This is a genomic window from Winogradskyella algicola, from assembly GCF_005869935.1.
In the GTDB taxonomy this organism is placed as follows: domain Bacteria; phylum Bacteroidota; class Bacteroidia; order Flavobacteriales; family Flavobacteriaceae; genus Winogradskyella; species Winogradskyella algicola.
In genome coordinates this window covers 112,782-137,728 of the sequence record NZ_SZQF01000005.1, presented here as the reverse complement: position 1 = coordinate 137,728, position 24,947 = coordinate 112,782, and the positions used below count along the sequence as shown (strand labels likewise).

Annotated in this window: 29 protein-coding genes; 21 read left to right on the top strand and 8 right to left on the bottom strand. The window is 33.6% G+C overall.

Translation table 11 applies throughout. The annotated features are described in order from the left end of the window. The first annotated feature begins 45 nt into the window (after window positions 1-45). The 7 genes from hisB to truA all read left to right on the top strand — a co-directional run bounded on the left by hisB (window position 46) and on the right by truA (window position 6,962). Complete coding sequence (gene hisB, locus FC091_RS09420) at window positions 46-1,179, top strand: bifunctional histidinol-phosphatase/imidazoleglycerol-phosphate dehydratase HisB (RefSeq protein WP_138434024.1); 1,134 nt, start codon at window positions 46-48, stop codon at window positions 1,177-1,179. Between the two features lie 72 nt (window positions 1,180-1,251). Then, window positions 1,252-1,905: an imidazole glycerol phosphate synthase subunit HisH gene (hisH, locus tag FC091_RS09415; protein ID WP_138434023.1), complete on the top strand. Its 654-nt coding sequence runs from the start codon at window positions 1,252-1,254 to the stop codon at window positions 1,903-1,905. A 15-nt stretch (window positions 1,906-1,920) separates the two neighbouring features. Continuing rightward, a complete protein-coding gene (gene hisA / locus FC091_RS09410) occupies window positions 1,921-2,643 on the top strand; it encodes a 1-(5-phosphoribosyl)-5-[(5-phosphoribosylamino)methylideneamino]imidazole-4-carboxamide isomerase (RefSeq protein WP_138434022.1) in 723 nt (240 codons plus the stop codon). A gap of 89 nt (window positions 2,644-2,732) precedes the next feature. Continuing rightward, complete coding sequence (hisF, locus tag FC091_RS09405; RefSeq protein ID WP_138434021.1) at window positions 2,733-3,488, top strand: imidazole glycerol phosphate synthase subunit HisF; 756 nt, start codon at window positions 2,733-2,735, stop codon at window positions 3,486-3,488. A gap of 84 nt (window positions 3,489-3,572) precedes the next feature. Then, window positions 3,573-4,172: a bifunctional phosphoribosyl-AMP cyclohydrolase/phosphoribosyl-ATP diphosphatase HisIE gene (hisIE, locus tag FC091_RS09400; RefSeq protein ID WP_138434020.1), complete on the top strand. Its 600-nt coding sequence runs from the start codon at window positions 3,573-3,575 to the stop codon at window positions 4,170-4,172. A gap of 94 nt (window positions 4,173-4,266) precedes the next feature. Next, on the top strand, window positions 4,267-6,069 hold the full coding sequence (locus FC091_RS09395) for a zinc-dependent metalloprotease (protein ID WP_171032498.1): 1,803 nt from the start codon (window positions 4,267-4,269) through the stop codon (window positions 6,067-6,069). Window positions 6,070-6,176: 107 nt separating this feature from the next. After that, complete coding sequence (gene truA, locus FC091_RS09390) at window positions 6,177-6,962, top strand: tRNA pseudouridine(38-40) synthase TruA (protein WP_138434018.1); 786 nt, start codon at window positions 6,177-6,179, stop codon at window positions 6,960-6,962. 55 nt (window positions 6,963-7,017) lie between these two features. Here the strand turns inward: truA and FC091_RS09385 are convergent, their stop codons facing one another. Next, window positions 7,018-7,452: a hypothetical protein gene (locus tag FC091_RS09385; protein ID WP_138434017.1), complete on the bottom strand. Its 435-nt coding sequence runs from the start codon at window positions 7,450-7,452 to the stop codon at window positions 7,018-7,020. Between the two features lie 161 nt (window positions 7,453-7,613). Next, window positions 7,614-7,835: a hypothetical protein gene (locus FC091_RS09380; protein WP_138434016.1), complete on the bottom strand. Its 222-nt coding sequence runs from the start codon at window positions 7,833-7,835 to the stop codon at window positions 7,614-7,616. Window positions 7,836-8,087: 252 nt separating this feature from the next. Here FC091_RS09380 and FC091_RS09375 point away from each other — a divergent pair, with 252 nt between their 5' ends. From FC091_RS09375 to FC091_RS09345, 7 genes are all read left to right on the top strand, one after another. Continuing rightward, window positions 8,088-8,579 (top strand): Dps family protein, encoded by a 492-nt coding sequence (locus FC091_RS09375; protein WP_138434015.1) that lies wholly within the window; start codon window positions 8,088-8,090, stop codon window positions 8,577-8,579. 53 nt (window positions 8,580-8,632) lie between these two features. Next, the gene (locus tag FC091_RS09370; protein WP_138434014.1) at window positions 8,633-9,535 is read left to right on the top strand and encodes a mechanosensitive ion channel family protein; all 903 of its coding nucleotides are present in this window, start codon (window positions 8,633-8,635) and stop codon (window positions 9,533-9,535) included. Between the two features lie 108 nt (window positions 9,536-9,643). Then, the gene (locus FC091_RS09365) at window positions 9,644-9,808 is read left to right on the top strand and encodes a DUF1328 family protein (RefSeq protein WP_138434013.1); all 165 of its coding nucleotides are present in this window, start codon (window positions 9,644-9,646) and stop codon (window positions 9,806-9,808) included. A 44-nt stretch (window positions 9,809-9,852) separates the two neighbouring features. Further along, the gene (locus FC091_RS09360; protein ID WP_138434012.1) at window positions 9,853-10,035 is read left to right on the top strand and encodes a hypothetical protein; all 183 of its coding nucleotides are present in this window, start codon (window positions 9,853-9,855) and stop codon (window positions 10,033-10,035) included. An 11-nt stretch (window positions 10,036-10,046) separates the two neighbouring features. After that, window positions 10,047-10,259, top strand: a complete 213-nt coding sequence (locus FC091_RS09355; protein WP_138434011.1) for a YtxH domain-containing protein — start codon at window positions 10,047-10,049, stop codon at window positions 10,257-10,259. 49 nt (window positions 10,260-10,308) lie between these two features. Further along, window positions 10,309-10,848, top strand: coding sequence for a hypothetical protein (locus FC091_RS09350; protein ID WP_138434010.1), 540 nt, complete (start codon window positions 10,309-10,311; stop codon window positions 10,846-10,848). A 72-nt stretch (window positions 10,849-10,920) separates the two neighbouring features. Continuing rightward, window positions 10,921-11,598, top strand: a complete 678-nt coding sequence (locus FC091_RS09345) for a DUF2461 domain-containing protein (RefSeq protein ID WP_138434009.1) — start codon at window positions 10,921-10,923, stop codon at window positions 11,596-11,598. On the opposite strand, the gene FC091_RS09340 is transcribed toward FC091_RS09345, so the two are convergent. The 4 genes from FC091_RS09340 to FC091_RS09325 form a co-directional block, all read right to left on the bottom strand. Continuing rightward, window positions 11,595-12,011: a glyoxalase gene (locus FC091_RS09340; RefSeq protein WP_138434008.1), complete on the bottom strand. Its 417-nt coding sequence runs from the start codon at window positions 12,009-12,011 to the stop codon at window positions 11,595-11,597. The genes FC091_RS09345 and FC091_RS09340 overlap by 4 nt on opposite strands. 158 nt (window positions 12,012-12,169) lie before the next feature. Further along, entirely contained in the window at window positions 12,170-15,190 is a 3,021-nt protein-coding gene (locus FC091_RS09335; protein ID WP_138434007.1) for a WD40/YVTN/BNR-like repeat-containing protein, read from the bottom strand. Window positions 15,191-15,271: 81 nt separating this feature from the next. Beyond that, window positions 15,272-16,048 (bottom strand): LolA family protein, encoded by a 777-nt coding sequence (locus FC091_RS09330; protein WP_138434006.1) that lies wholly within the window; start codon window positions 16,046-16,048, stop codon window positions 15,272-15,274. 37 nt (window positions 16,049-16,085) lie between these two features. Continuing rightward, on the bottom strand, window positions 16,086-16,841 hold the full coding sequence (locus FC091_RS09325) for an outer membrane lipoprotein-sorting protein (RefSeq protein ID WP_138434005.1): 756 nt from the start codon (window positions 16,839-16,841) through the stop codon (window positions 16,086-16,088). A 126-nt stretch (window positions 16,842-16,967) separates the two neighbouring features. Between FC091_RS09325 and FC091_RS09320 the strand changes: the two genes are divergently transcribed. Together FC091_RS09320 and FC091_RS09315 are read left to right on the top strand one after the other, a co-directional pair. Next, complete coding sequence (locus FC091_RS09320) at window positions 16,968-17,870, top strand: DUF72 domain-containing protein (RefSeq protein ID WP_138434004.1); 903 nt, start codon at window positions 16,968-16,970, stop codon at window positions 17,868-17,870. A 47-nt stretch (window positions 17,871-17,917) separates the two neighbouring features. Beyond that, entirely contained in the window at window positions 17,918-18,307 is a 390-nt protein-coding gene (locus FC091_RS09315; RefSeq protein WP_138434003.1) for an acyl-CoA thioesterase, read from the top strand. Here FC091_RS09315 and FC091_RS09310 read toward each other — a convergent pair whose 3' ends face one another. Both FC091_RS09310 and FC091_RS09305 read right to left on the bottom strand, forming a co-directional pair. Further along, a complete protein-coding gene (locus tag FC091_RS09310; RefSeq protein WP_138434002.1) occupies window positions 18,308-19,546 on the bottom strand; it encodes a mechanosensitive ion channel family protein in 1,239 nt (412 codons plus the stop codon). Then, window positions 19,539-19,832 carry a DUF3817 domain-containing protein gene (locus FC091_RS09305; RefSeq protein WP_138434001.1) on the bottom strand — a complete coding sequence of 98 codons (294 nt, stop codon included), beginning with the start codon at window positions 19,830-19,832 and terminating at the stop codon, window positions 19,539-19,541. Before FC091_RS09305 ends, FC091_RS09310 begins: the two co-directional genes overlap by 8 nt. 137 nt (window positions 19,833-19,969) lie before the next feature. On the opposite strand from FC091_RS09305, the gene FC091_RS09300 reads away from it, so the two are divergent. The 5 genes from FC091_RS09300 to FC091_RS09280 all read left to right on the top strand — a co-directional run bounded on the left by FC091_RS09300 (window position 19,970) and on the right by FC091_RS09280 (window position 24,857). Then, window positions 19,970-22,441, top strand: coding sequence for a zinc-dependent metalloprotease (locus FC091_RS09300; protein WP_138434000.1), 2,472 nt, complete (start codon window positions 19,970-19,972; stop codon window positions 22,439-22,441). Between the two features lie 42 nt (window positions 22,442-22,483). Next, complete coding sequence (locus tag FC091_RS09295; RefSeq protein WP_138433999.1) at window positions 22,484-22,939, top strand: DUF4251 domain-containing protein; 456 nt, start codon at window positions 22,484-22,486, stop codon at window positions 22,937-22,939. A gap of 169 nt (window positions 22,940-23,108) precedes the next feature. After that, a complete protein-coding gene (locus FC091_RS09290) occupies window positions 23,109-23,564 on the top strand; it encodes a cold-shock protein (protein WP_138433998.1) in 456 nt (151 codons plus the stop codon). Between the two features lie 143 nt (window positions 23,565-23,707). Beyond that, a complete protein-coding gene (locus FC091_RS09285; RefSeq protein WP_138433997.1) occupies window positions 23,708-24,268 on the top strand; it encodes a fasciclin domain-containing protein in 561 nt (186 codons plus the stop codon). 118 nt (window positions 24,269-24,386) lie between these two features. Next, on the top strand, window positions 24,387-24,857 hold the full coding sequence (locus tag FC091_RS09280) for a GyrI-like domain-containing protein (RefSeq protein ID WP_138433996.1): 471 nt from the start codon (window positions 24,387-24,389) through the stop codon (window positions 24,855-24,857). The last annotated feature ends 90 nt before the right edge of the window (window positions 24,858-24,947 follow it).

The following is a 24,947-nucleotide window of genomic DNA, read 5'->3' as shown; positions in this document are numbered from 1 at the left end:
GATTTTCAAAAGAAATTCACTCGAACTGACGAAAACATAAAAAAAATGAAAAAAGTACTATTCATAGACCGTGACGGCACATTGATTAAAGAACCAGCAGACGAGCAAATCGATAGCTTTGAGAAGTTGGTGTTTTACCCAAAAGTGTTCACGTATTTAAGTAAAATCACAAAAGAACTAGATTTCGAAATTGTAATGATTACCAATCAAGATGGATTGGGAACAGAGGTTTATCCAGAAAACACGTTTTGGCCAGTTCACAATTTTGTGCTTCAATCTTTTGAAAACGAAGGTGTTATTTTTGAAGAACAATTTATCGACAGAACTTTTGCAAAAGACAATGAACCTACACGAAAGCCAAATACAGGTTTGTTAACAAAATATTTTAGCGAAGATTACGATTTAGAAAATTCGTTTGTTATTGGAGATCGATTAACCGATGTTGAATTAGCCAAAAACCTTGGCTCTAAAGGTATATTTATCAATGATAACACCAATTTAGGAACTGATGAAATTACAGTAAAACGTCGCGATTTAGATAAGTTTATCGCTTTAGAAAGTAACGATTGGGAAGAAATTTATAAATTCTTAAAAGCTAAAGAACGTACAGGAAGCATCGAGCGAAACACCAACGAAACCAAGATTAAAATCGATTTAAATCTTGATGGAACAGGACAAAGTAATATCGATACTTGTATTGCATTTTTTGACCATATGTTAGACCAAATTGCGCGTCACGGACAATTAGATTTAAATATTAAGGTTGATGGTGATTTAGAAGTTGATGAGCATCACACCATTGAAGATACAGCAATTGCTTTAGGCGAAGTATTTGCTACGACTTTAGGAAATAAATTAGGTATAGAACGTTATGGTTTTAGCTTACCAATGGATGATTGTTTTGCGCAAGCTGCAATAGATTTTGGTGGTAGAAATTGGTTGGTTTGGGAAGCCGATTTTAAACGCGAAATGATTGGTAAAATGCCAACCGAAATGTTTTTTCACTTCTTTAAATCCTTTACAGATGGTGCAAGATGTAACCTAAATATAAAAGCTGAAGGTACAAACGAGCATCACAAAATTGAAGCGATTTTTAAAGCATTTGCTAAAGCAATAAAAATGGCTGTAAAACGCGACGTTGAAAAAATGATTTTACCAAGTACAAAAGGAATGTTGTAAAAGCCCATCCTAGCCTTCCCATACTTCGACTGAGCTCAGTACAAGCATGGAAGGAACAAATAACTCTAAAAAATGGATAAAGAAAATTTAAATACAGATGCTAATTCTTCCCCTTTGGGGAAGTTAGAAGGGGCTAATATTGTCATCATAAATTACGGTGCAGGAAACATCAAAAGCATTCAGTTTGCTTTTAAACGCTTAGGTTTTGAAGCGTTGTTAACCAATAATCCTGATGAAATTAAAGCTGCAGATAAAGTGATATTTCCTGGTGTAGGCGAGGCGAGTAGTGCAATGCAAAAGCTAAAAGAATCAGGTTTGGATTATTTAATTCCGCAGTTAAAACAACCTGTTTTAGGGATTTGTTTAGGAATGCAACTTATGTGTAAATCTACAGAAGAAGGAAATACAAACGGTTTAGGCATTTTTGATGTAGCTGTAAAACGCTTTTCTAACACAGTAAAAGTGCCACAAATGGGTTGGAATACGATAAATAATCTTGAGTCAGATTTGTTTAAAGATATCAAAGACAATGAGTTTATGTATTTAGTGCATAGTTTTTATGCAGAACAATGCAAAGACGCAATTGCAACAACAACTTATGATGTAGAATACGCTTCAGCATTAAAAAAAGATAATTTTTACGGTGTACAATTTCATCCAGAAAAAAGTGGAGAAGAAGGAGAGAAAATTCTTAAGAATTTTTTAGAACTAAATACTAACAACTAGAAACTAACAACTATTTTGAGAATAATCCCAGCAATAGACATAATAGACGGAAAGTGCGTAAGACTAACTAAAGGCAATTACGATACCAAAAAAATATATAATGAAAATCCGTTAGAGGTAGCCAAACAATTTGAAGATGCAGGCATAGAATACTTGCATATGGTAGATTTAGATGGTGCCAAAGCCAGTCATATCGTTAATTACAAGATTTTAGAAACCATTGCAAACAAAACCAATTTAAAGATTGATTTTGGTGGTGGATTAAAGTCGAACGACGACTTAAGGATTGCATTCAATTCTGGTGCTAATCAAATCACCGGTGGAAGCATCGCTGTAAAGCAACCAGAAATATTCGAAAAATGGATTTCAAACTATGGCGCAGAGAAAATTATTCTTGGTGCCGATTGTAATAACGAAAAAATTGCGATTTCAGGTTGGCAAGAAGAAAGCAATTTAGAAGTGATTCAGTTCATAAATAATTATCAGTCCAAAGGCATTGAATATGTCATTTGTACAGATATTTCTAAAGATGGTATGCTTGAAGGCCCTTCGTTTGATTTGTATAAACGAATTTTGAAATCAAGTGATTCAACATCATTAAAATTGATTGCTTCTGGCGGCATTTCAAAATTTGAAGAACTTCCAAGGCTTAAAGCATTAGGTTGTGAAGGCGTCATCATTGGAAAAGCCATTTACGAAAACAGAATAAGTTTAAAAGAATTAGAACGCTTTTTATAACGTCAGTTCGAGTGATTCTGGAGGTACGAAGAATTGTATCGAGAACAATATTTCAATTGAGATTAATTTATTTAATGAATCAAAAATAAATGCTAACAAAACGAATAATACCTTGCTTAGACATTAAAAACGGTCGAACCGTTAAGGGTGTTAATTTTGTTAATTTAAGAGATGCAGGCGATCCTGTGGAATTAGCAAAACAGTATGCTGAAAAAGGCGCAGATGAATTAGTGTTTTTAGATATTTCAGCAACACAAGAAAAACGTAGAACCATGCACGATATGGTGTTAAAAGTTGCAGCACAAGTCAATATTCCATTTACCGTAGGTGGCGGAATTTCAACCATTGCAGATGTTGACGATTTATTACATTGTGGTGCAGACAAAGTATCAATCAATTCTTCAGCAGTAAAACGACCAGAATTGGTAAACGAACTGTCAAATAAATTTGGTAGTCAATGTGTTGTGGTTGCTATTGATGCTAAACAAGTTAATGGACAATGGAAAGTACACTTGGCTGGTGGAAGCATTCCAACCAAATTAGATTTATTTGATTGGGCAAAAGAAGTTGAAACAAGAGGCGCAGGCGAAATCCTTTTCACGTCTATGAATAACGACGGAACAAAAAACGGTTTTGCAAATGAGGCATTGGCAACACTATCCAAAACTGTAAATATTCCAATAATAGCTTCTGGCGGAGCAGGAACAATTCAGCATTTTACAGACACCTTTAAACTAGGAAAAGCAGATGCAGCTTTGGCGGCAAGTGTATTTCATTTTGGTGAAATAGAAATAAAAGATTTAAAAGAAGAATTAAAACAGGAAGGTATTTCTGTTAGATTATAACTTTTCATTCCGCACTTGATGCGGAATCCAAAAAAAATGATTAACAATTAAATAGATTCCTGCCTGCGCAGGAATGACAAAAAAATGAATATAAATTTCAATAAAAATAACGACGGATTAGTTCCAGCAATCATTCAAGATGCAACAACTAAAAATGTATTAATGCTTGGCTATATGAACGAAGAAGCGTTTAAAAAGACGCAAGATACTAAGTTAGTGACCTTTTTTAGTCGTGCCAAAAACCGACTTTGGACCAAAGGTGAAGAAAGCGGTAACGTTTTAAACTTAGTCGACATTAAATTAGATTGTGACAAAGACACACTGTTAATTTCAGTAAACCCAAAAGGACCAACGTGCCACAAAGGAAGTGATACGTGTTGGAATGAATCTAATACCGAATCTTATGGATTTTTAACACAGTTAGAAAACACCATACAAAGTAGAGTAGAAGCAGGTAATACTGAAAAATCTTATGTAGCTTCTTTATTTGCAAAAGGTATCAATAAAGTAGCGCAAAAAGTAGGAGAAGAAGCTGTAGAAGTTGTTATTGAAGCCAAAGACAATAACGATGATTTATTTTTGAATGAAAGTGCAGATTTATTGTTTCATTATTTAATGTTGTTGCAAGCAAAAGGCTTTGAATTAGAAGATGTTGTTTCTACTCTTAAAGAAAGGCATAAATGATAATTTTATCGATTAAACGTAAATATTTACGATAAAACGTTGTTTTTTATTGAAAATGTTTATATTGCACATCCAAATCTTAACCCAAATCTCAATGAAAAACTTTACGTTTGGTGCTGTAATTGCATTCTTTTCTTTATTTACGTATTCTGTTTTAGCACAGCAATGTGCTTTTGACAAGCAGAGAGAAGCTTTATTGCAAAATCCAGAATATGTTCAGCAAGAGCAATTAGCTGAGCAAAAGATTCAGAATTTTATTTCAGATAGTGAACTGGCTCAACGAAATGGTACTGTATTTACAATTCCTGTTGTTGTACATGTATTACATTTAGGCGAAGCAGAAGGGACAGGTTCGAATATTTCAGACGCTCAAATTCAAAGTAGTATAGATAATCTTAATGATTTTTATAGAGGTTTGACTCCTGCTAGTGCTGTTGATTTTGAAATTGAATTTGCATTAGCGCAACGAGATCCTAATTGTGCTACTACAAATGGTATTAACAGAATAGATGCCTCAGGCTTAGCTGGTTATTCACAATATGGTGTCAATGTTTTAAATTCTAATGGTGCTGATTATAGTGACATTGCTTCTCTAATCAGTTGGCCACAAACAGACTATCTTAATATCTGGATTGTCACTGAGTTAGATGGCAACAACGGTGGATTTGGTTTTCAAGGGTATGCGTATTTCTATAACGAAATATTTAGTACTCACGGTTCGGTAATGATGTCTACTGTTTTTGGCTATGATCCTGGAAATACTAATGGTTGGGGACTCAATTCAAATGGCGATAATAGTACCGTTGTTCATGAAATAGGACATTATTTTCAATTATATCACACATTTCAAGGTGATGACACCAATAATGATGGTGTAGCGGATACATGTCCCGCAGATGCAACTGTTGGTTTAGATAGTGATGGTTGTGCAGATACTGTACCACATCAAAGAGAAACGAGTACGTGCCCAGCAAATAATGCATGTACAGGAAATCCATGGGTAGATAATAACACGATAAACAATGTTATGAGTTACTATTTTTGTACTGATAGGTTAACTGAAGATCAGAAAATAAGAGCAAGAGCAGCCATGACAGGGACTAGAATAGTTGACTCTAAAGGTGATGAAGCACCAGAATCTGGATTTATGGCACCAACCGCTGTATGTACACCTAATTCGCCAGCAGGTACTAATTTAGCAGGAATATTGAGTGTTGAATTAAATTCTACCACGTTTATTTCATCTACCACAGATAACGATGGTGGAAACTTAGATAGAAGCGTTAATTGTAGTGGTCTTTTTAATATTGATACTGATAATCCTTATACAATGAATGTTGAAATTGCAGCGGGTAATTTCCATCAATTAGGTGTTTGGATAGATTGGAATAATGATGGAGATTTTGATGATGACGCTGAAACACAGCATTATTCAGAAGATATTGCAGGAAGTTCAATAGTTCCTGTATCATTAACATACCCAACAACTATACCTTATGATAGTTATGTAAGAGTTAGGTTGATCACAGATGTTGATAATAGATACGGAGGTGTAAATACTATAAATTCACCTTGCTATACTTCATTAGCTTATGGTCAATCGGAAGATTATGTACTTTATATTGAGCCAGGTACATTATCGGTTGAAGATATTGAAACTAATGAGTTGATAATCTATTCTGATAATTCCAACGATGAGCTAATAGTAAAAGGACAGTTGCTTGAGGTATCAACAGCAAACTTATATGATATACATGGAAGGTTGGTTAAAAGTGAAGTTATGAATACAACTTCAACTAAAAACACTATTGACGTTGGTGGTTTAAGTAGTGGAATTTACATTGTTAAAGTTTCAAATAATTCACAATTAAAAGTAAAAAAAGTTGTTTTAGATTAATAAATAGTTAGTTAGTAATTCTTAAAAGGTTATCAAGTTTTACTTGATAGCCTTTTTTGTTTGTTTTAAATTTTTGGATTCTTCTGCAAAATAACGTTCTTGTAAAAATGTTTGATAAGCGTTATTACTATCTTATAAAAATTCAATATTTAGGGTATCGATTTCATGGTTGGCAAAAGCAACCAGATGTAAAAACTTTGCATCTTATGATAGATAGAACCTTAAAGTATATATTGGGTGATATAAGGTTTAAAACTCTTGGTGCTGGTAGAACAGACGCTATGGTCTCTGCTAATGAAGCTGCATTAGAGTTATTTATTTATAACAATCCAATTACTGATTTTACTGAATTCTTAGCACTATTTAATCATAATTTGCCACAAGATATAAGAGCCCTTTCTATTGAAGAAGTTGATAAAGATTTTAATATTATTCAGGATTCTAAAATTAAAGAATACCATTATGTGTTCTCTCATGGACAGAAAAATCATCCGTTTTGTGCGCCTATTTTAACGACTATTTTAGAACCTCTTAACATAGCGTTAATGAAAGAAGGAGCAAAGCTGTTTCAAGGTTCTCACAACTTTAAGACGTATTGCTACAAAGCTACAGATAAAGGGGAATATCATCGAACAATAGAATATTGTGAAATTATAGATAACGATATTTATAAAGCTAATTTTTTCCCTAAAGAGTCTTATGTTTTTAAGATAAGAGGAAAAGGTTTTATGCGAAACCAAATTCGATTGATGATGGGTTGCCTTATAAAATTAGGTAGAGGAGAAGTAACTTTAGATTACGTAAAGGAATCCTTAAAAGAGGATAGTAAAGAGGTTATGGATTACATAGCACCAGCCTCAGGACTTATACTTCATAGATTAGATTTTGAATAAAAAAAGGAACTAACAAACGCTAATTCCCTTTTACTTTTGGTTGGTTAATTATAAGTTAATGTATCCAGCCTTTTTTAGCAGAATGACTTGAAAACCACACTAAAAATAGAGCAAATACAATTATCATGTATGCCATAATTTCATTAGCATTAAAATCTACACCCTTTAAATCTGCAATAAACAAGAAATAAACCATTTGTATAGTTGCAGCAATAAATGATAAAATAAGCAGTAATTTCGCTGTTTTTTTCCTTAATAACAGGAGTATACTTCCTATTGCACCAGAAAAAACAGCAATAGCAAATAAAGCTGTGTACCAAGCGGGAAGTGTAGACATCACTTCTAGTTGATCTTTAGTATAGGCGTCGGTGTAAGCAGATAATTCGTAAGCCTGGCTTATGTAACCATGAACACCAAGGGCATTCCAAACAAGAGCAATTGCACTCAAAACCCAAAACCAAATAGGTGGTTTGTTAATTGAAGTTGTCATAATAAATTGATTTAATTAGTTAGTTTTCTTAACAGAAATAACCTGTTATTCTAATAACAATTTATAAAAAAAATCATAGACGATGATTTTGGGCACTTATTTATAGGCAATAAAAAAGGGTGAAATTTTACTTTCACCCTTTTCGTAATTTGTATATTTTGTTATTCTACAACATGTAATTTTGGTTCTTTCTCAACAAATTTTCCGTTTACGGATTCACCTAATATTAGCACTTCCTTAGAACGTTCGTACATTTTTATTGCGCGGTGCATTTGTAGTTTGGTGCCGCTATATAGCTTAACACCCGATTTAGAACCTTTGTTTCTGATTTCAATATAGAAACCATCTTTAAGCTTTGTTGGTCTTGTTGCTGGTCTACCCATAAAATTAGTATGTGTTTTTAAAAGTACCGCATTATACTGAAAATTATATCAACTCACAAGTTTATTTTTAACAATTCTAATTTAAAATATCAACACGTTAAATTCTATTAACATTTAAAAGTTTCTTTAACAAAATATTATGTTAATAGCTCCGCTAAATGGTTAAAGCCTGTTAAGTCTCTTGACAGGAGCGTATGTGTCTATTAGATTGAATGGAAACGAAACAAACCATTAAAAATTAAAACAATAGTTATGAGTTACTTAAACATGAATGACGAAAAATTATTACCAACTGTTGTAGAATTAAACACTTTATTAGCAGATTATCACATTTATTATCAAAACTTAAGAAATTTTCATTGGAATATCTTAGGCGACAACTTCTTTGAATTACACGAAAAATTTGAAGAATTATACACAGATGCAAGAATAAAAATAGATGAAATTGCCGAAAGAATTCTTACGCTCAGATACCATCCTATGAGTAATTTAAAAGATTATTTAAAGGCTTCATCAATTGAAGAAGTGTCATCAAAAAAGACCGATAAAGAAATGGTAGATGCTATTTTAAACAACCATGCAGTACTACTAAAGCAAATGTCTAAAGTAATTGATAAAGCAGAGCAAACTAACGACGAAGGTACTATTGATCTTATAGGTGCTTACATTAGAGAATTAGAAAAAAGCAGTTGGATGTTAGATGCATTCACCAAAGAAACCGCATCACAATTAAATGAGGTTTAGTAGGCTTATATAGAGCGAAAAAACAAACATTTAATTATTAAAACATCATAAAAATGAAAGAGCAATTTAATACTGCCTTTGGGAATCTTATTTCTAAACTCGAAGGTTGGTTTAATACAATTATAGAATATATACCCAACTTTATACTAGCCATTTTGGTTATGGTTGCGTCCTATTTTGCAGCCAAGTACATTAGCAAACTAGTGAGGAAACTAGTATCTAGGAAGGTAAATCAAGAATCAATAACTACAGCTATTGCAAGAGTAACAACAGTTGTTGTAGTAGCTATAGGATTATTCGTTGCGCTGGGTGTAATGAATTTAGGTAAAGCACTAACCTCATTATTAGCAGGTGCTGGTGTAGTAGGTTTGGCCATAGGGTTAGCTTTACAAGGCACCTTAGCAAATACCTTTGCAGGCCTTATATTATCGTTTAGAAAGAAAATTCAAATTGGTAATTGGGTAGAAACTACAGGTTTTTCTGGTGAAGTTATTGATATTAACCTCAAAGACTTTACATTAAAAGAAGCTGATAATAATATTGTTGTTATCCCAAATAAAACGATATTAGAAAATCCACTTAAAAATTACTCCTTAACAACAAGAATGCGAGTATTCTTAGAGTGTGGAGTAGGATACGAGTCTGATTTAGAAAAGGTGGAACAGTTAACAAAAGAAGTAATCGCTGAAACTTTTGATCAGGTTGAAAAACCAGAAGACGTAGAGTTCTACTACACAGAATTTGGCGACAGTTCTATAAACTACTTATGCAGATTCTGGATTGATGCCGAAAGTATGCTCGAAAAGTTAAGAGCAAAAACAAAAGCCATTATAGAAATCAAAAAGGCTTACGATAAAGAAGGTATTAACATTCCTTTTCCAATCAGAACACTTCAATTTGATAACAAGCTTAGTGTTAAGTCACCAGAGTTGCAAGAAGCGTTTTCAAATAACTAAAACTAACAAATCCTACACACTATTATCTATTCAGTGAAAGTCACTGAAAGAACCATGGTTTCTGAAAGTCAGAAACTAAAAACACTAATCATTTAAAAATTTAAAATTATGTTACGTTGGACAATCACATTTGTAATTATTGCAATCATAGCCGGAATCTTAGGATTTGGTGGAATAGCAGGAGGAGCTGCCACAATAGCAAAGATATGTTTCTTTCTATTCTTAATATTATTTGTTATTTCTCTTTTTAGAGGATCAGCAAAAAAACTATAAAGCAAGCATAGCAAACAAAACATTAACCACTAAAATTTAAAACAATGAAGAAGTTCACATATTTATTTATAGCATTATTTAGTCTTAGTTTATTAACTACAAGCTGTAGAGAACAAAAATCTACTGGCGAAAAAATAGAGGAAGCAGTAGATGATACTGGCGATGCTATTGAGGATGCAGCAGACGATGTATCTGATGAAGTAGAAGATGCAGTTGATAATAGATAAAATAGACAATAATGAAACGATTATCATATCTGTTTTTAGCTCTGTTTAGCCTTAGTGTATTTATTACGAGCTGTAGAGAGCAAAAAACACCAGATGAAAAAGTTGAGCATGCATTAGACGAAGTTAGTGATGAATTAGAAGAAGCTAGTGATGATGTAAAAGACGCTGCAGAAGACTTAAAAGACGAAATAGAAGAGGTTAAAGAAGAAAATGGTGGTAAGTAATAATCTGCCATTAAGCTTTAATCACAGAATCAAATAAATTATTAGAAAAATGAAAATTAAGATATTAGCCTTAGCACTTACAATGTTTGTTGGTGTGCAGGCACAGAAAGAGAATAAAGATAAAATTGTTGAAACCAAAACCAGAATTATCAACGTTATGGAAGATGGTGAAATGGTCGAAAAAAAGGTCATGGTAAAAACAACAAAAGAGCAAGAAATCAAAACAGATCCTAAATACAAAGGTACAATAGATGCTCCAAGGGTTTTTCCCGCTACCAAAGTTTCAAAAGTTATATATATTGATAATGATAACGATCCATTTTATGATGATCAGGCAAAAGTAAGTTATTATAAAAAAGACGGAATGGTCTATAACTTTAATCCAACCAATTCTGGATTTGAAATTGTTGACAACAAATCAAAAAAGTTAATTGGTAATGCCAGATTTTCAAACAATGCCGATGTGTATTTATTTAGCACAAACGATTACAGTGGTATTGGGTATTTCAAAGACAATATGTTTATTATTGAATACTATGATGATGAAGGCACCCTAATCATTGAAAAATTTAATGATAATAAACTGTAATTTTAAATAGATAACTTTAAAAAGCCATCACTATTGATGGCTTTTTTTTATTTTTATACAAACAAAAGAACTATGAGTGCTACCATACCAAATGAGACTTTTCCCTTCTTTAAAAAACTAGCTAAAAACAATAATAGAGATTGGTTTAATGAACATAAACCAGAGTTTAAAGCTATTGAAGCTAAAATTAAATCTGCATACAACCATTTAGGTGAATTAATGAGTACTCACGATCAGATTGAAAAGATAAAAATTTTCAGAATATACAGAGACGTACGTTTTTCAAAGAATAAGCTACCGTACAAAACCCATTTTGGAGGCTCTTTTACAAGAAAAAAACCTGAATTGAGAGGAGGTTATTATTTGCATATTCAACCTAATAACGAATCGTTTATAGCAACAGGATTTTGGGAGCCAAATAAGGAAGATTTACTAAGAATTAGAAAAGAATTTGAGATGGACGATAGTGAGATGAGAGATATTCTTAATAATAAAACTTTTAGTGAAACTTGGGGAGGTTTTGTAGGTGATGAGCTAAAAACAGCACCAAAAGGCTTTGATAGAGATCATCCTGCTATAGATCTTATTCGTAAAAAGCAATACATCTTTATAAAAAAGTACTCGGATGAAGCCGTGTTACAGTACAATTTTGTTGAGAGCGTAAATGATGATTTTAAGAAAATTAGACCTTTCTTTGATTATATGAGTGATGTGCTTACAACAAACCTTAATGGTGAATCATTGCTTTAAACGGCTTCTAATACTTCGGGTTTGTTAAATGCCTGAATACTATCTAATAATCGTTCTTTTACGATATTCATCATACGTTTGTTCAATGCAGATGAATTCTGAATATAAAGCGCATATTCTTCTTCTGTAAATTGTCCAATAATCATTCCTTTTATAGAATTTCTAAATTTCATATCCTTATGAATAGCATTATCTATGTATGCTAATTGTTTAGATAGAGTTAATTCGTAATATACATTTTTGCGTTTAGCAATGTAATTTTTAAAAACAGCTATAAACAAATTGTGCTGCATCTTTATGATTGGACGTAACGTTTTATTCTGAAATAACTCATCAGAACTCATAGAATCATAAATTTTTGCAGAAGAAATTACAGGTCTAATGGATAATAAATGCTTTGTGCGTGAAGCCATGGTTAAGTCATTTAGGATTTATATGAAATTAAAATTAACCATTAACACTTTGTTTGCATAGTGTAAACGATATTGTTGTTAACGGTCTTATTAACAAAAAGAGGTCAATTTCTAAAAACTGACCTCTTTTTCTATTCAAACTACTTTAATAAGAAAACTTATTCATTAATGAATTCGTCAAAGGTTTTTAATTCAAGTTCTTCAGGATTAGTTTTTTTCTTCAATTTTTTAAAGTCGGATTTAGCATTGTTAAATCGTTTTTCAATAACTTCAAGGTTAGCTAGTTCTGCATTAGAAGGTGCATCATAGCTGCCAGCGATTTTGGCATATAAATCTGCCATTTTTTCTCTTAACTGTGGTTCTGCTGAGCCTACGTAATTGTCGCCTGTAGTAACAACTAATGTTTTCTTAAGCTCGTTTAGTGCATTAGCTACTTTTGCCTTTTTACCCTTAGTGGCTTCATACAACGCATCTAACTCATATACCATATAGGCAAGTTCTTGAGTCATATTGTACATTTTCATAGTTGTTTTGTGCTTCATATCAATATCAGCTTTACTCAAACCAGTATCTGTATCATTCTTAACTTCAAATACATGCTCAAAAGTTTCTTTACCTTTTTTAATAACCGCTTTGTATTCTCCTGCTGAAACTCTAGGTGAGGTAAATCCACCAAAGCTAAAGGTCTTTCCCTTGGCTACTTTAGGGTTTTTAATTGTATAATTCCAATTCACAATATTAATACCTTTGGCTTTACCTGGTGTCAAAGACACTATCTTATTACCATCCATATCTTGTATTTCCATGGTCATTTTTCCGAAGGTATGTCGTTTAGGAAGTAAGTATTTAATTAGAGCACCAGAAGGCCCATTGGAACCCACAAACTGCGTTTCTGCACCAAAACCATTGCCAAAAGCACCACTGTTATCATTCATTACAAAAGGGTCACTTTCAAAGAAATGTAACTTTTTGCTTAAAACTTTAGAATTAATTTCTCTAAGTGGCGAAATATCATCTATGATAATAACACCTCGTCCATGTGTACCCATAACCAAATCGTTAGTTTTAGCTTGAAGGTCAATGAAATGAACCGCAACTGATGGCATATTATTTTTAAATTTACTCCAACTTTTACCGCCATCTAAAGTTATGTACAGTCCAAACTCAGTTCCTAAGTAGAGTAAATTTTCATTTTCATAGTCCTCTTGAATATTTCTAGCAAAGATTTCTACATCATCAGAAATAATATTTGTCCATGACTTTCCATAGTCGGTTGTTTTGTATGCATAAGGTTTCATGTCACCTTTGGTATGACCATCAAAAACGGCATACGCAGTACCTTTGCCATGCACACTGGCTTCAATATGATATACCCAAGTATTGGCAGGCAATCCTGAAATATTCGGTGTAGTATTAGTCCAGTTTTTACCACCATCTCTAGTAACTTGCACATTACCATCATCTGTACCTACCCAAATAATATTCTCATCTAGTGGAGATTCTGCAATAGTGAATATGGTAGTATGATTTTCTGCACCAGAATTATCCATAGATAAACCTCCTGAATCTTCTTGGTTTTGTTTTGTTGGGTCATTAGTAGTTAAATCCGGCGATATAACTTCCCATGTATTACCCATATCTTCAGATTTGTGTAAATATTGGCTTCCCATATAAAAACGATCTGGTTGATGCTTACTTACGGCCATTGGTGCATTCCAATTAAAGCGTAATTTTGAATAGGCTTCCGTTGGTAGCGGTTGTATTGTCTTTACAAGTTTCTTATTTACATCATATCTCCATACGTTTTCAGCACCTTGCATTTCTGAATAAATAATATTTTTGGTTGGATGTTTTAGAACTCTAAAACCATCACCACCACCAATAGAATTCCAATCTCTTGCTTTAACACCACCACCAGCTTGTGATGGTCCATACCAAGAGCCATTGTCTTGTAAACCGCCATAGACATTATAAGGTTCGGCATCATCTACACTAATATGGTAGAATTGTGATAAAGGTAGATTCTCAACAATTTCAAATGTTGTTCCTCCATTCCAACTACGATAAACACCACCATCTGTACCAGAATACATCACATCTGAATTGTTAATGTCGAATATCACATCATGGATATCGCTATGCATATTCCCTAAATTTTTGAAGGTTTTTCCACCATCGCGAGAAATGGAACCGGAAAGGCCACCTTTTACAACAACATCAGGGTTTCTTGGGTCTACAGTAATTCTTGAAAAATAGAATGGACGTACTGTAATTCCAAAATCATTATTCAATTGTTTCCATGAAGCTCCTGCATCATCACTTCTGTATAGCCCTTTTTTACTGTCTTCCTCTGCTTCAATGACTGTATACAGAACATTAGAATCTGATGGAGCAACCGCTATGGCCAAACGACCTAACTTTCCTTCTGGGAATCCATTATGGATTTTATTCCATGTTTTACCTGCGTCTGTAGACTTATATAAGGCACTTTTATCACCACCAGAATTAAACGACCAACCTGTTCGTCTAAATTCCCACATAGATGCATATAAGATATTTGGGTCATTGTGATCCATTGTCATATCAGCACAACCAGTCATCTCATCAACATAAAGGATCTTGTTCCAAGTCTCGCCACCATCTGAGGTCTTGTAAACACCTCGTTCTTCAGAATCAGACCAAAGTGCCCCTAAAATACCTACATAAATTTCTTGGGAATTATTAGGGTTAACAATGATATTTGCGATACGCTCAGATTTTTCAAAGCCCATTTTTTCCCAAGTTGTACCACCATCCGAAGATTTATAAAGTCCATCTCCAATAGAGACACTATTTCTTGGCCAGGTTTCACCTGTTCCGACATATATTGTTTTATCTGGATCATTAGGATCAATCTCAACTGCTCCTATAGATTGACAATACTCATCAAAAATAGGGTTGAAGGTTGCACCAGCATCATTAGATTTCCAAACACCACCACCAGCAGTACCAGCATAAATAATTCTAGGATTGGTAGGGTGTGCCTCCATATCGTTAATACGACCGCTCATCAACGCTGGACCAATATGGCGTGCTCTTAGGTCACCGAAATAGGATTCTGCTTTTATAGTATTTTCCTGAGCATTAGCAATTGGTATACAGCTCCAAAGTACCGCTAGTGCTAAAACAATTTTTTTCATTTGTGATTTGTTTTTTGGTTGAACGTGATTTTGAGAATTAAAAATCCCCAAGCATTATAGTTGCTTGGGGAAATCTATGTGTTAATTTTTGTTTTCAGTTTCAGTTGTCTCTCCTTCAGGAAATTTAAATTCCTTGTCGTCGACCTTAGGATTCACTTCAATAGTGTCCATGCTTATCGGTTGACTTTGACCATCTTTTATACCTTGGGTCATTGTATATGGCATGTAAATGTCTCCAGCTTCCTGATAGTCGCTAAATGTAATCTCCTGAATCATACCTTTAGCTTGACCTTGCTTTATCTCGTTTTGCATGGCAAGCGGTACATAATTTTCGGTGTCAAAATAATAGAAGTACACATTCTCTTCTTGCTTACCATCTATAGTTACCGGTTGTTTAGTCAGCTTTATTTTAAAAGTTTCTGTACCTGCAAAATCTTCCTTGCCCATTAATTCAACAGTATATCCTTTATCCTTATAATCAAGAAATGCATCAGGAAAATCACCTGCTTCCAGTTTAAAATTCGCTGTTGCTTCTGCATCACTTTTTTCAGCTTTTTGAGTCATAAAATTAGTACTCCAAAGTGTTTCACCATCAAACACACCTTGCTTCATAGTTTTACCTTGAAAAGTAATACGAGTCATTTGTCTACCATCTTTTAACTGTATGATTTCAATTGGGATTTCCATACCTCCTTGATTTACTTTAGCGCTCATTTTCATGCCTTCTATGGCTCGCCAAGCATCAATGCCTCCAGTATTTTCAAAATAATTAGCTACTATTTCTTCGGCAGTCTGTGCGGTAATTGAGGCTGTAAGGACAAAAGCCACGGACAGCATCATCAGTTTTAATCTTTTCATGATTTTTTGTTTGTTGTTATTATTTAAAGGTTACTTATTAATCTTCTGGCATTTTAAAAATGGATTCGTCTATGTCTGCATTGAACTCCACAGATTTAACATTCATCACCAATTGTGTATTGCCGTTAAACTTATTGGTCATGGTGTAGGCAACATACTTATTATCTACTTCTTGGTAATCGCTATACAAGGTCTGCGCCATAGCACCTTTGGCTGGTCCTGAGGTTACTTTAGATTCAGAGGCAATTGGTACAAAATTTTCAGTATCAAAATAATAGACCTCCGAATTTTCTTCCTCCTTACCATCTACCATAACTGGTGTCATGGTAATTTTAACTTTAAAAACTTCAGAGCCTTCCCAAGTATCTTTTCCTAAAAGTTCTATGGTGTATCCTTTATCTTTATAATTATGAAAAGGACTTACAATTTCGTCTTGTGCACCATTCTTGGTATTTAATGAGGTTTCACTATCTGAGGCTTCGGCTTTTTGAGTTTGAAAATTCATCGCCCAAGAATTTTCCCCATCAAAGGCTTCCACAATAAATGAAGTGCCTTGTAAATCTACGTCTATGGCGTAACGACCATCTTTCATATACGTTGCTACAAAAGGATAGTCTACACCTTGCTGGTTGGCAACACCAGTAATTTTCATATTTTCTACCGCACTCCAAGCTTCGTCACCACCTATATTCTCGATATAGTTATCGACAATTTCTTCTGCAGTTTGGGCTTGAAAAGTAGTAATGTTTAGGCTAAAGATTAGGGCGAGAATAAGTTTAAATGACGTTTTCATAATAATGGAATTTATATGTTAACAATGGTTTGACTATCAAGGTACTAAATTGTTACAAGAATTCTTCGTTTTTTGATTTAACATTTAATGAACGAAAGTGTATTTTTGGTAAAACAAATTTAAACAATGAAATTCGGAAGCGTCGATAACCCAGAACATATAGATTTTACCCTACCACCAGACCATCCTGATACACTCAAGACACTACAGAAAAATCCTTCAGATAATACCAAGGTCTATGTAGGTTGTGCTAAATGGAATAAGGCAGATTTAAAAGGGTTCTACCCAAGAGGAACAAAAGACGAATTAGAGTATTATTCGCGTCAGTTTAATTCTATTGAGTTAAATGCAACGTTTTATAGAATTTTTCCACCAGAGCAATTTGAGAAATGGCATGATAAAACACCCAGTGATTTTAGGTTCTTTCCAAAATTAAATCAGGAAATTAGTCATTGGAAACGTCTTAATGATGGTGTTGCTACTGTTGTAGATAATTACCTTTACAGTGCTGTTAACCTCAAAGAAAAGCTGGGATGTGTCTTTTTGCAAATGCACAACAATTTTGCACCGAAGGATTTTGATCGTGTGATCTATTTTATTGAAAGTTGGCCAAAAGAAATTCCGTTAGCAGTAGAGTTTAGGCATACAGGCTGGTATAATGATGAAGCTATAACCGAAGATTTATATCAACTTTTGGAAGAAAATAATATTTCTAACATCATTGTAGACAGTGCTGGTAGACGTGATATTATGCATATGCGTCTTACCAATTCCAGGGCTTTTGTGCGTTATGTCGGTGCAAATCATCCAAGTGATTATACACGTTTAGATGATTGGGTAGAACGACTAAAACATTGGAAAGCCAATGGTATTAGAGAGATTGACTTTTTTGTGCATCAAAATATAGAGAAAGAGTCTCCATTGCTTTCGGCCTATTTAATTAAAAAGTTAAATGCTGAATTGGGAACGGATTTAAAAATTCCTAATGATGACTCGGGCGGGCAACAAAAATTATTATGGATTATATAAAAGCCATAGTACTATAAATTATCAACAAACCACTAATTACTGATGAAATGAGATTCCACACGCGTAAATGGGTAAAACCAGAAGACTTAAATCCAAATGGTACACTTTTCGGTGGTCAACTTTTGGCATGGATAGACGAAGAAGTAGCATTATATACTGTTATTCAATTAGAAAATCCTAAAATAGTTACCAAATATATGTCCGAAATTAACTTTATGGCTTCTGCCAAAAAAGGTGATATTGTAGAAATTGGTATTGAAGTTATAAAATTTGGTAATTCTTCTTTAACTATGAAATGTGAAGTCCGTAATAAAATGACCAGAGAAACCATTCTCACTGTAGACAAAATTATTATGGTAAATCTTGGACCAGACGGTAAGCCCAAGCCACACGGCAAAACAGAAGTAGAGTTCGTAAAGGATAGACTAGATGATTAATTAATCGGCACTTGCAATAGCCAATTCATAAATCTCCAAATCAAAATATTTTACCGACGCCAAAACATGGTCAAAAATATCACCAATAATGTATTCATAGTTTTGCCAGCGAATATCGCTGCTGAAGGCATAAATTTCCATGGGAATCCCTTGTGGAGTAGGCTCTAATTGTCGCACCATTAAGGTCATCTCCTTATTAATCGCAGAGTGATTATCCATGTAAGTCTGTAAATATTTTCTAAATACACCAAAGTTTGTTAGGTTTCTGCCATTGATAAGAATGGATTTATCTACACCTTTTTCTGTATTAAATTTTTTAATCTCTTTAGAACGCTCATCAATATAATTAGAAATAAGCTCAATCTTTTTAAAGCGCTCTATGTCTTCATCAGTTAAAAATTTTATAGTCGATGTTTTAACAATCACAGAACGCTTTATACGTCTTCCACCAGAGTTCATCATACCTCGCCAATTTTTAAACGAGTCAGATATTAAGGCATAAGTTGGTATAGTGGTAATGGTTTTATCCCAGTTCTGCACCTTTACTGTGGCTAAATTAATTTCTATTACATCACCATCTGCTCCATACTTTTCAAACGTAATCCAGTCTCCAATACGAACCATATCGTTTATAGAAACCTGAATACTAGCCACAAAACCTAGTATAGTATCTTTAAAAATCAATAGAATTACAGCAGAAGCAGTCCCTAAGGAGATAGCAAACTTTATAAAAGTTACACCAGTGAGAATTGAGAAAATAGCAAAAACACCAAGAATCCAACCGAAAATCATAAACACCTGAATATAGCTATCGATAGGTTTATCCTTGTATCGTGGTAATGTTTTTAGATAGTCTTTTACGGAGTTTAGAAAACTTCTAATAATCCTCAACGTCAAAAGTATGGCAATGATTTTTAGGGTTTTTTCGACTATATTCTCAAAATAAGCAAAGTCAGAAAACACATCTGGCACAAACTCAATGAGTATGATTAGTGGAATGATATGAGCAATATTCCTAGGAAGCTTATTGCTGATTAGGATATTATCAAAGTTAGTTTTGGTCTTATTAGCAACAGTTGCAGAGAATTTCCAAAGGATACGTTTGGTAATATAATCGATAATAAAAGCAACAATGAGTAAGGCTATCAAAAGCGCTAACATGTTTAAGTACTGCGCTGTATTTTCTGAAACACCACGCTCTACCAGTAAATCGTATATGTAATGTCTAATGCTAAGCATTTACGGGTTTAAGATATTTTTTATCTACATAAAACGTTCCGAAAGGAATTATGGCTGCTATAAGTACTATAAATAATGTACGGGTATTCCATTTCATGTCTTTACTCATTAAAACAGCCATAACAATATAAGCAATAAAAAGTAGGCCATGTGGCATACCTAGCATTTTTACATACTGTGGGTCGTTAGCAAAGTATTTTACAGGTGTTGCTATAAACAATAACAATATGTATGATACACCTTCAAGAAGTGCTACAATTCTAAATGTTGGTAGTAGTTTAGACATGTTTTTAAATTTTATGCAAAAGTACTTTACAAACAACTAATAACCATAGTATTTTAACAGCTTTTAAGAAATAAAGACAAACTACAATTCAATTAATTATCTTTAGGCGTTCAACCAAAAATCAAAGTTTTTTAAGAATGAAAAAAATTCTGGTACTATCACTTATTTCAAGTCTATGTTTTTCATGTGCTACAGTAAAAAATTCATCAAAAGCAAAAAACCAGCAACCAGCTGTAGCCACAAAACCACAAGCAACCAAAAAGAAATCTGGTAAAATAAAAGATTACGATAAAGTAATTACTAAAGATGCTATTACAGACAAAGGTCTATTTGATGTACACGTAGTAGATGATAAGTATTATTTTGAAATTCCGACCAAATACTTAAATACAGATATGCTTTTGGTAAGTAGACTGGCTAAGTTACCGGCAAATCTTGGTGGTGGATATGTTAATGCAGGTACAAAAACCAATACCAGAATGATTAATTGGGAACGTTTTAGAGATAAAATTCTCATTAAAGAAAAATCATCGAGTGCAATAGCTGCGGATAGTTTGCCTATAAATGTATCTGTACGTGCCAATAATTACGAGCCAACCTTGTATGCTTTTGATATAGCAGCATTTTCTAAAGATTCCTCTGCTGTAGTGGTAGATGTTACTAAATTCTATAGCTCAGATGTTAAAGCTATAAGTGGATTACCTTCATTTTTCAGGAAACAATATAAAGTCAGAAGTTTAGATAAATCAAGAAGTTTTATAAACTCCATGCGTAGCTATCCAGAAAATATTGAAGTCATACAAGATTTTACTTATAATGCTGCAGAACCGCCTTCTAATTACGGAACGGAAACTATTAGTGTTCAAATGAATCAATCTATGATTTTATTGCCAGAAGAACCTATGCAACCTCGTTATTTTGATGAGCGCGTAGGTTGGTTCACTTTAAGTCAATACGATTATGGAAGTGAAGAACTTAAAGCAGATGAAAAGACTTATATAAGACGTTGGAAACTCGTTCCTAAGGATATTGAAGCTTATAAACGTGGCGAATTGGTTGAGCCTGTTAAACCAATTGTGTATTATTTAGATCCTGCCACACCAATGAAGTTTAGAAAATACATGAAAGAAGGTATAGAGCTATGGCAAAAGGCCTTTGAAGCAGCAGGATTTAAAAACGCTATCATAGCAAAAGATCCTCCTACCAAGGAAGAAGATCCTGAGTTTAGTCCTGAGGATATTCGTTATTCTGTGGTGCGCTATGTGGCTAGTACTACACGAAATGCCACAGGGCCAAGTGTGTCTGATCCTCGAAGTGGTGAAATTATAGAGAGTGATATTATTTGGTACCATAACCATTTACGTTCCTACAGAAACCGTTACATGTTAGAAACCGGAGCTGCGAATCCATCTGCAAGAACTTTAAACACACCAGACGAAGAAATTGGTGAAATGATGAAAATGGTGATTGCTCACGAGGTAGGGCACACCTTAGGTTTGCCTCATAACATGAGTGCAAGCTATGCCTATGATGTAGAAAATTATAGAGATGGTGTATTCACTCAAAAAAATGGTATTGCTGCCACGATTATGGATTATGCACGTTATAATTACATTGCGCAACCAGGCGACAAGAATATTCGATTTGTTCGACAGTTAGGACCTTACGACGATTATGCCATCAATTACGGTTATCGTTATATTCCAGATGCTAAATCTGCTGATGACGAAAAGGAAACTTTAAACCGTTGGATTATAGAAAAAGCCGGAAATCCTATCTATAAATTCGGCAAGCAAAGTAGTCGTTTCGATCCAACAGCACAAACCGAAGATATTGGCAATAATAGTATAAAAGCCAGTACTTATGGGCTAAAGAACCTCAAAATTGTTGCTAAAAACTTACCTGATTGGACGAGCGATAAGACGAACAATTATGAAGATTTAGAAGAACTTTATGGTGAACTTTTAGGTGTTTGGAGCCGTTATGTCGGTCATGTAGTCACACATGTTGGTGGAGTAGTGGAAGATACCAAGAACCCATCTCAAGAAGGTTTGGTTTACAATCCTGTGGATAAAGCATATCAGAAATCCGCAATGCAATGGTTGCACCAAAATGCTTTTGAAACACCAGAGTGGCTAGTTGATGAAACTATTTTAAGAAATATTGATTTTGCTGGGTATACAGATAGAATTCGAAGATTGCAAACGCGTCATTTAAATAATTTAATGAATTTTGAACGTTTAGGAAGACTCATAGACCACAATGCTATGAATAACAATAACTATTCTGCTTTAGATATGATGAAAGCGTTGCGTCTTGGTTTATGGTCAGAAACCGGATCATCTTCTAACGTTACAGTATTTAGAAGAAATTTGCAACGTGCATATGTTGATAGAATGGAGTATTTAATGACAGAAAATATTGATGCTAGGAGAAGTAATCAATATTTTAACGTTAACCAATCTGATGTTAGATCTATTGTGAGAGGTGAGTTAAATGCACTTAAACGTATCTTAGCTTCTGCTGCTAATGCAGGTGTAAATACAGATACAAAATACCATTACAGAGACTGTATTGAAAGAATTAACACTATATTAGAGCCAAAATAATTAAATAAATGAACCAAAAGGTTTTTGTAAATTTTTAAAGAGATGAATAAACTAATCATATTTTGCTTGTTGGCTACAATAGCAATACCATCAATAAGCTATTCGCAATCTGGCTTATCAAAAGAGGAAAAAGTGCAGGCAATGTACGATCTCAATAAAAAAATAATTGAGTCTCAGAATTTTAGTTTTATTGCAACTTGGGTTTTTAGTGATGATAAAAGAGGACAAGTGTCAGAAAGTGCAAATACAATTACTATAAATAATTCTAATGTTTATGGTTCATTGGCTACTTTAAAAGCGGACAAATCTCCTACAATGCTTAAAGGAGCAATGCAAAATTACAGCGTTAATTATGAGGATAGCGCTCATGAAATTACTATCAGTTTTAACATTGGTGCATATAATGCTACATTAACTGTAAAGTCTAATAGTAATGCCTTTTTAATTTTGAACTCAGAAAATAAAGAAACATTAACTTATAAAGGTTTCGTTAAATAATAATTATTAAAGTATCTTTGATTCAGTTTATCGGAGATACACCTCACAAATAACTTTAATTCTTAGTTTTCATTTTTGGTTTAACACACTATTCATTGTTAAGTTAATTAACTTGTTTGCATTGTATATTTTCATGAGCAGGCTTAGTTATTAACACAAATTATAATGAATGGGTAGATCACAACAAACATTTAGCAAAACAGAGAAAGAAAAAAAGCGCTTAAAAAAAAGAGAGGAAAAACGAAAGAAGATGGAAGCGCGAAAACTTAACAAAGAAGAAAATGGCTCTAATGGCATTCCTATGGCGTATGTAGATCATAATGGTAATCTTACAGATACACCGCCTGACCCTTCAATGAAAGTAAAAGTGAAAGCTAAAAACATTGAAATAGGTATACCCAAAAAAGAAGATATAGAGGAGGAGTTCGATCCTATAAGAAAAGGTAAAGTTTCATTTTTTAACGATTCTAAAGGGTACGGTTTTGTTGTAGATGTAGACACTAATGAAAAGTATTTTATGCACATTAGTGGTATCATAGATGTTGTTACAGAAAATGATAAGGTTACATTTGAGCTCGAAAAAGGACAACGTGGTATGAATGCTGTTAAAGTGAAAAAAGTGTAAATTATTAAACAACCCTTGTATAATATAAACCACTATCAATTTGATGGTGGTTTTTTCATTCAAGGAATAATATTTTAAAAAAAATAAAACTTTCGATAAGAAATCTTCGTAAGTAGAGAAACAATTCATTAAAACTTACAACTATGAAGATTAAAAATTTAATTCCAACATTGACATTCGCATTAGTAGTTTTGTTCAATACAAATGCTTTTGCACAAGACACAAAAATGGTAGGTGGTGCAGAAATGTATCCTACTAAAGATATCGTATCTAATGCAGTAAACTCTAAAGACCACACAACTTTAGTTGCAGCAGTAAAAGCAGCTGATCTAGTAGAAACTTTGCAAGGTGATGGCCCATTTACTGTTTTTGCCCCTACAAACAGTGCCTTTGATAAACTTCCTAAGGGAACAGTTTCTACATTGCTTAAAAAAGAAAATAAAGAGAAATTACAAGCAGTATTAACATACCATGTCTTAGCAGGAAAACATAATGCAAAGACTATTGCGAAAGCTATAAAAAAAGGTGATGGAAAAGCGGTTTTTACAACTGTTAATGGTGCAGAACTAACCGCTATGATGGATGGCGATACTATTGTTTTAAAAGATACAGCAGGAAATACATCTACAGTTACCATTGCAGACGTTAACCAGTCTAATGGTGTTATCCATGTCGTTGATACCGTTGTACTACCAAAAATGTAAAATATTAGGTTGATTGATTAGTTGGATTAGTATTAACAAGTGCTAATCTGAAAAAGCGTAAGGCATTCGTCTTACGCTTTTTTTTATACTTTTATGTTTTTGAAAAAAAGACGCATAAATGACAATTCAAATAGTTCAAGTTTCAGAGATGTTGGTTGTTGGGATTTCTGTTAATATGCAACGGCACGAAACTCATAAAATAAAGACTTTGTGGCAGCAGTTTTCTCCAAGAAAAGGTGAAATAACTAACTTAGTTAATAACAGGTCTATTGCCATGCAAACGTTTACTTTAGACGAAAAAGGAGTGCCAAATAATAACTTTAATATGTGGGCTTGTGTAGAAGTGTCTAACCTTGCTGATGTGCCAAGCGATATGAAGGGTTTTACAATACCAAAAGGGGAATACATAAAAATACTTCACAAAGGTATGGATGCTAGCAAAACATATCAGCGAATAATGACAGAATGGTTGCCAAATTCTGGTTACGCTATTGACGATCGACCGCATTTTCAGATAATGGGAGACAAATACAAAAATGGAAGTCCAGATTCTGAAGAGGATTTTTATGTACCTATAATCAAAACATAACAAAATGAAACGTCACTTCGAGTGATTCCGAAGCATGAGGAATATTATTTAGAAGTCTTTTAAAATAGCTCTCGCTACAATTTTCTATAG

Coding starts and splice junctions, on each gene's coding strand:
- hisH (WP_138434023.1), top strand. CDS start 1,252: ATGGATAAAGAAAATTTAAATACAGATGCTAATTCTTCCCCTTTGGGG.
- hisB (WP_138434024.1), top strand. CDS start 46: ATGAAAAAAGTACTATTCATAGACCGTGACGGCACATTGATTAAAGAA.
- FC091_RS09300 (WP_138434000.1), top strand. CDS start 19,970: ATGAAAAAAATTCTGGTACTATCACTTATTTCAAGTCTATGTTTTTCA.
- FC091_RS09380 (WP_138434016.1), bottom strand. CDS start 7,835: ATGGGTAGACCAGCAACAAGACCAACAAAGCTTAAAGATGGTTTCTAT.
- FC091_RS09320 (WP_138434004.1), top strand. CDS start 16,968: ATGAAATTCGGAAGCGTCGATAACCCAGAACATATAGATTTTACCCTA.
- FC091_RS09360 (WP_138434012.1), top strand. CDS start 9,853: ATGAAGAAGTTCACATATTTATTTATAGCATTATTTAGTCTTAGTTTA.
- FC091_RS09285 (WP_138433997.1), top strand. CDS start 23,708: ATGAAGATTAAAAATTTAATTCCAACATTGACATTCGCATTAGTAGTT.
- FC091_RS09325 (WP_138434005.1), bottom strand. CDS start 16,841: ATGAAAACGTCATTTAAACTTATTCTCGCCCTAATCTTTAGCCTAAAC.
- FC091_RS09335 (WP_138434007.1), bottom strand. CDS start 15,190: ATGAAAAAAATTGTTTTAGCACTAGCGGTACTTTGGAGCTGTATACCA.
- FC091_RS09370 (WP_138434014.1), top strand. CDS start 8,633: ATGAAAGAGCAATTTAATACTGCCTTTGGGAATCTTATTTCTAAACTC.
- FC091_RS09355 (WP_138434011.1), top strand. CDS start 10,047: ATGAAACGATTATCATATCTGTTTTTAGCTCTGTTTAGCCTTAGTGTA.
- truA (WP_138434018.1), top strand. CDS start 6,177: ATGTTTGATAAGCGTTATTACTATCTTATAAAAATTCAATATTTAGGG.
- FC091_RS09350 (WP_138434010.1), top strand. CDS start 10,309: ATGAAAATTAAGATATTAGCCTTAGCACTTACAATGTTTGTTGGTGTG.
- FC091_RS09395 (WP_171032498.1), top strand. CDS start 4,267: ATGAAAAACTTTACGTTTGGTGCTGTAATTGCATTCTTTTCTTTATTT.
- FC091_RS09385 (WP_138434017.1), bottom strand. CDS start 7,452: ATGACAACTTCAATTAACAAACCACCTATTTGGTTTTGGGTTTTGAGT.
- FC091_RS09345 (WP_138434009.1), top strand. CDS start 10,921: ATGAGTGCTACCATACCAAATGAGACTTTTCCCTTCTTTAAAAAACTA.
- FC091_RS09340 (WP_138434008.1), bottom strand. CDS start 12,011: ATGGCTTCACGCACAAAGCATTTATTATCCATTAGACCTGTAATTTCT.
- FC091_RS09315 (WP_138434003.1), top strand. CDS start 17,918: ATGAGATTCCACACGCGTAAATGGGTAAAACCAGAAGACTTAAATCCA.
- FC091_RS09310 (WP_138434002.1), bottom strand. CDS start 19,546: ATGCTTAGCATTAGACATTACATATACGATTTACTGGTAGAGCGTGGT.
- FC091_RS09295 (WP_138433999.1), top strand. CDS start 22,484: ATGAATAAACTAATCATATTTTGCTTGTTGGCTACAATAGCAATACCA.
- FC091_RS09280 (WP_138433996.1), top strand. CDS start 24,387: ATGACAATTCAAATAGTTCAAGTTTCAGAGATGTTGGTTGTTGGGATT.
- FC091_RS09330 (WP_138434006.1), bottom strand. CDS start 16,048: ATGAAAAGATTAAAACTGATGATGCTGTCCGTGGCTTTTGTCCTTACA.
- FC091_RS09305 (WP_138434001.1), bottom strand. CDS start 19,832: ATGTCTAAACTACTACCAACATTTAGAATTGTAGCACTTCTTGAAGGT.
- hisIE (WP_138434020.1), top strand. CDS start 3,573: ATGAATATAAATTTCAATAAAAATAACGACGGATTAGTTCCAGCAATC.
- FC091_RS09375 (WP_138434015.1), top strand. CDS start 8,088: ATGAGTTACTTAAACATGAATGACGAAAAATTATTACCAACTGTTGTA.
- FC091_RS09365 (WP_138434013.1), top strand. CDS start 9,644: ATGTTACGTTGGACAATCACATTTGTAATTATTGCAATCATAGCCGGA.
- hisF (WP_138434021.1), top strand. CDS start 2,733: ATGCTAACAAAACGAATAATACCTTGCTTAGACATTAAAAACGGTCGA.
- FC091_RS09290 (WP_138433998.1), top strand. CDS start 23,109: ATGGGTAGATCACAACAAACATTTAGCAAAACAGAGAAAGAAAAAAAG.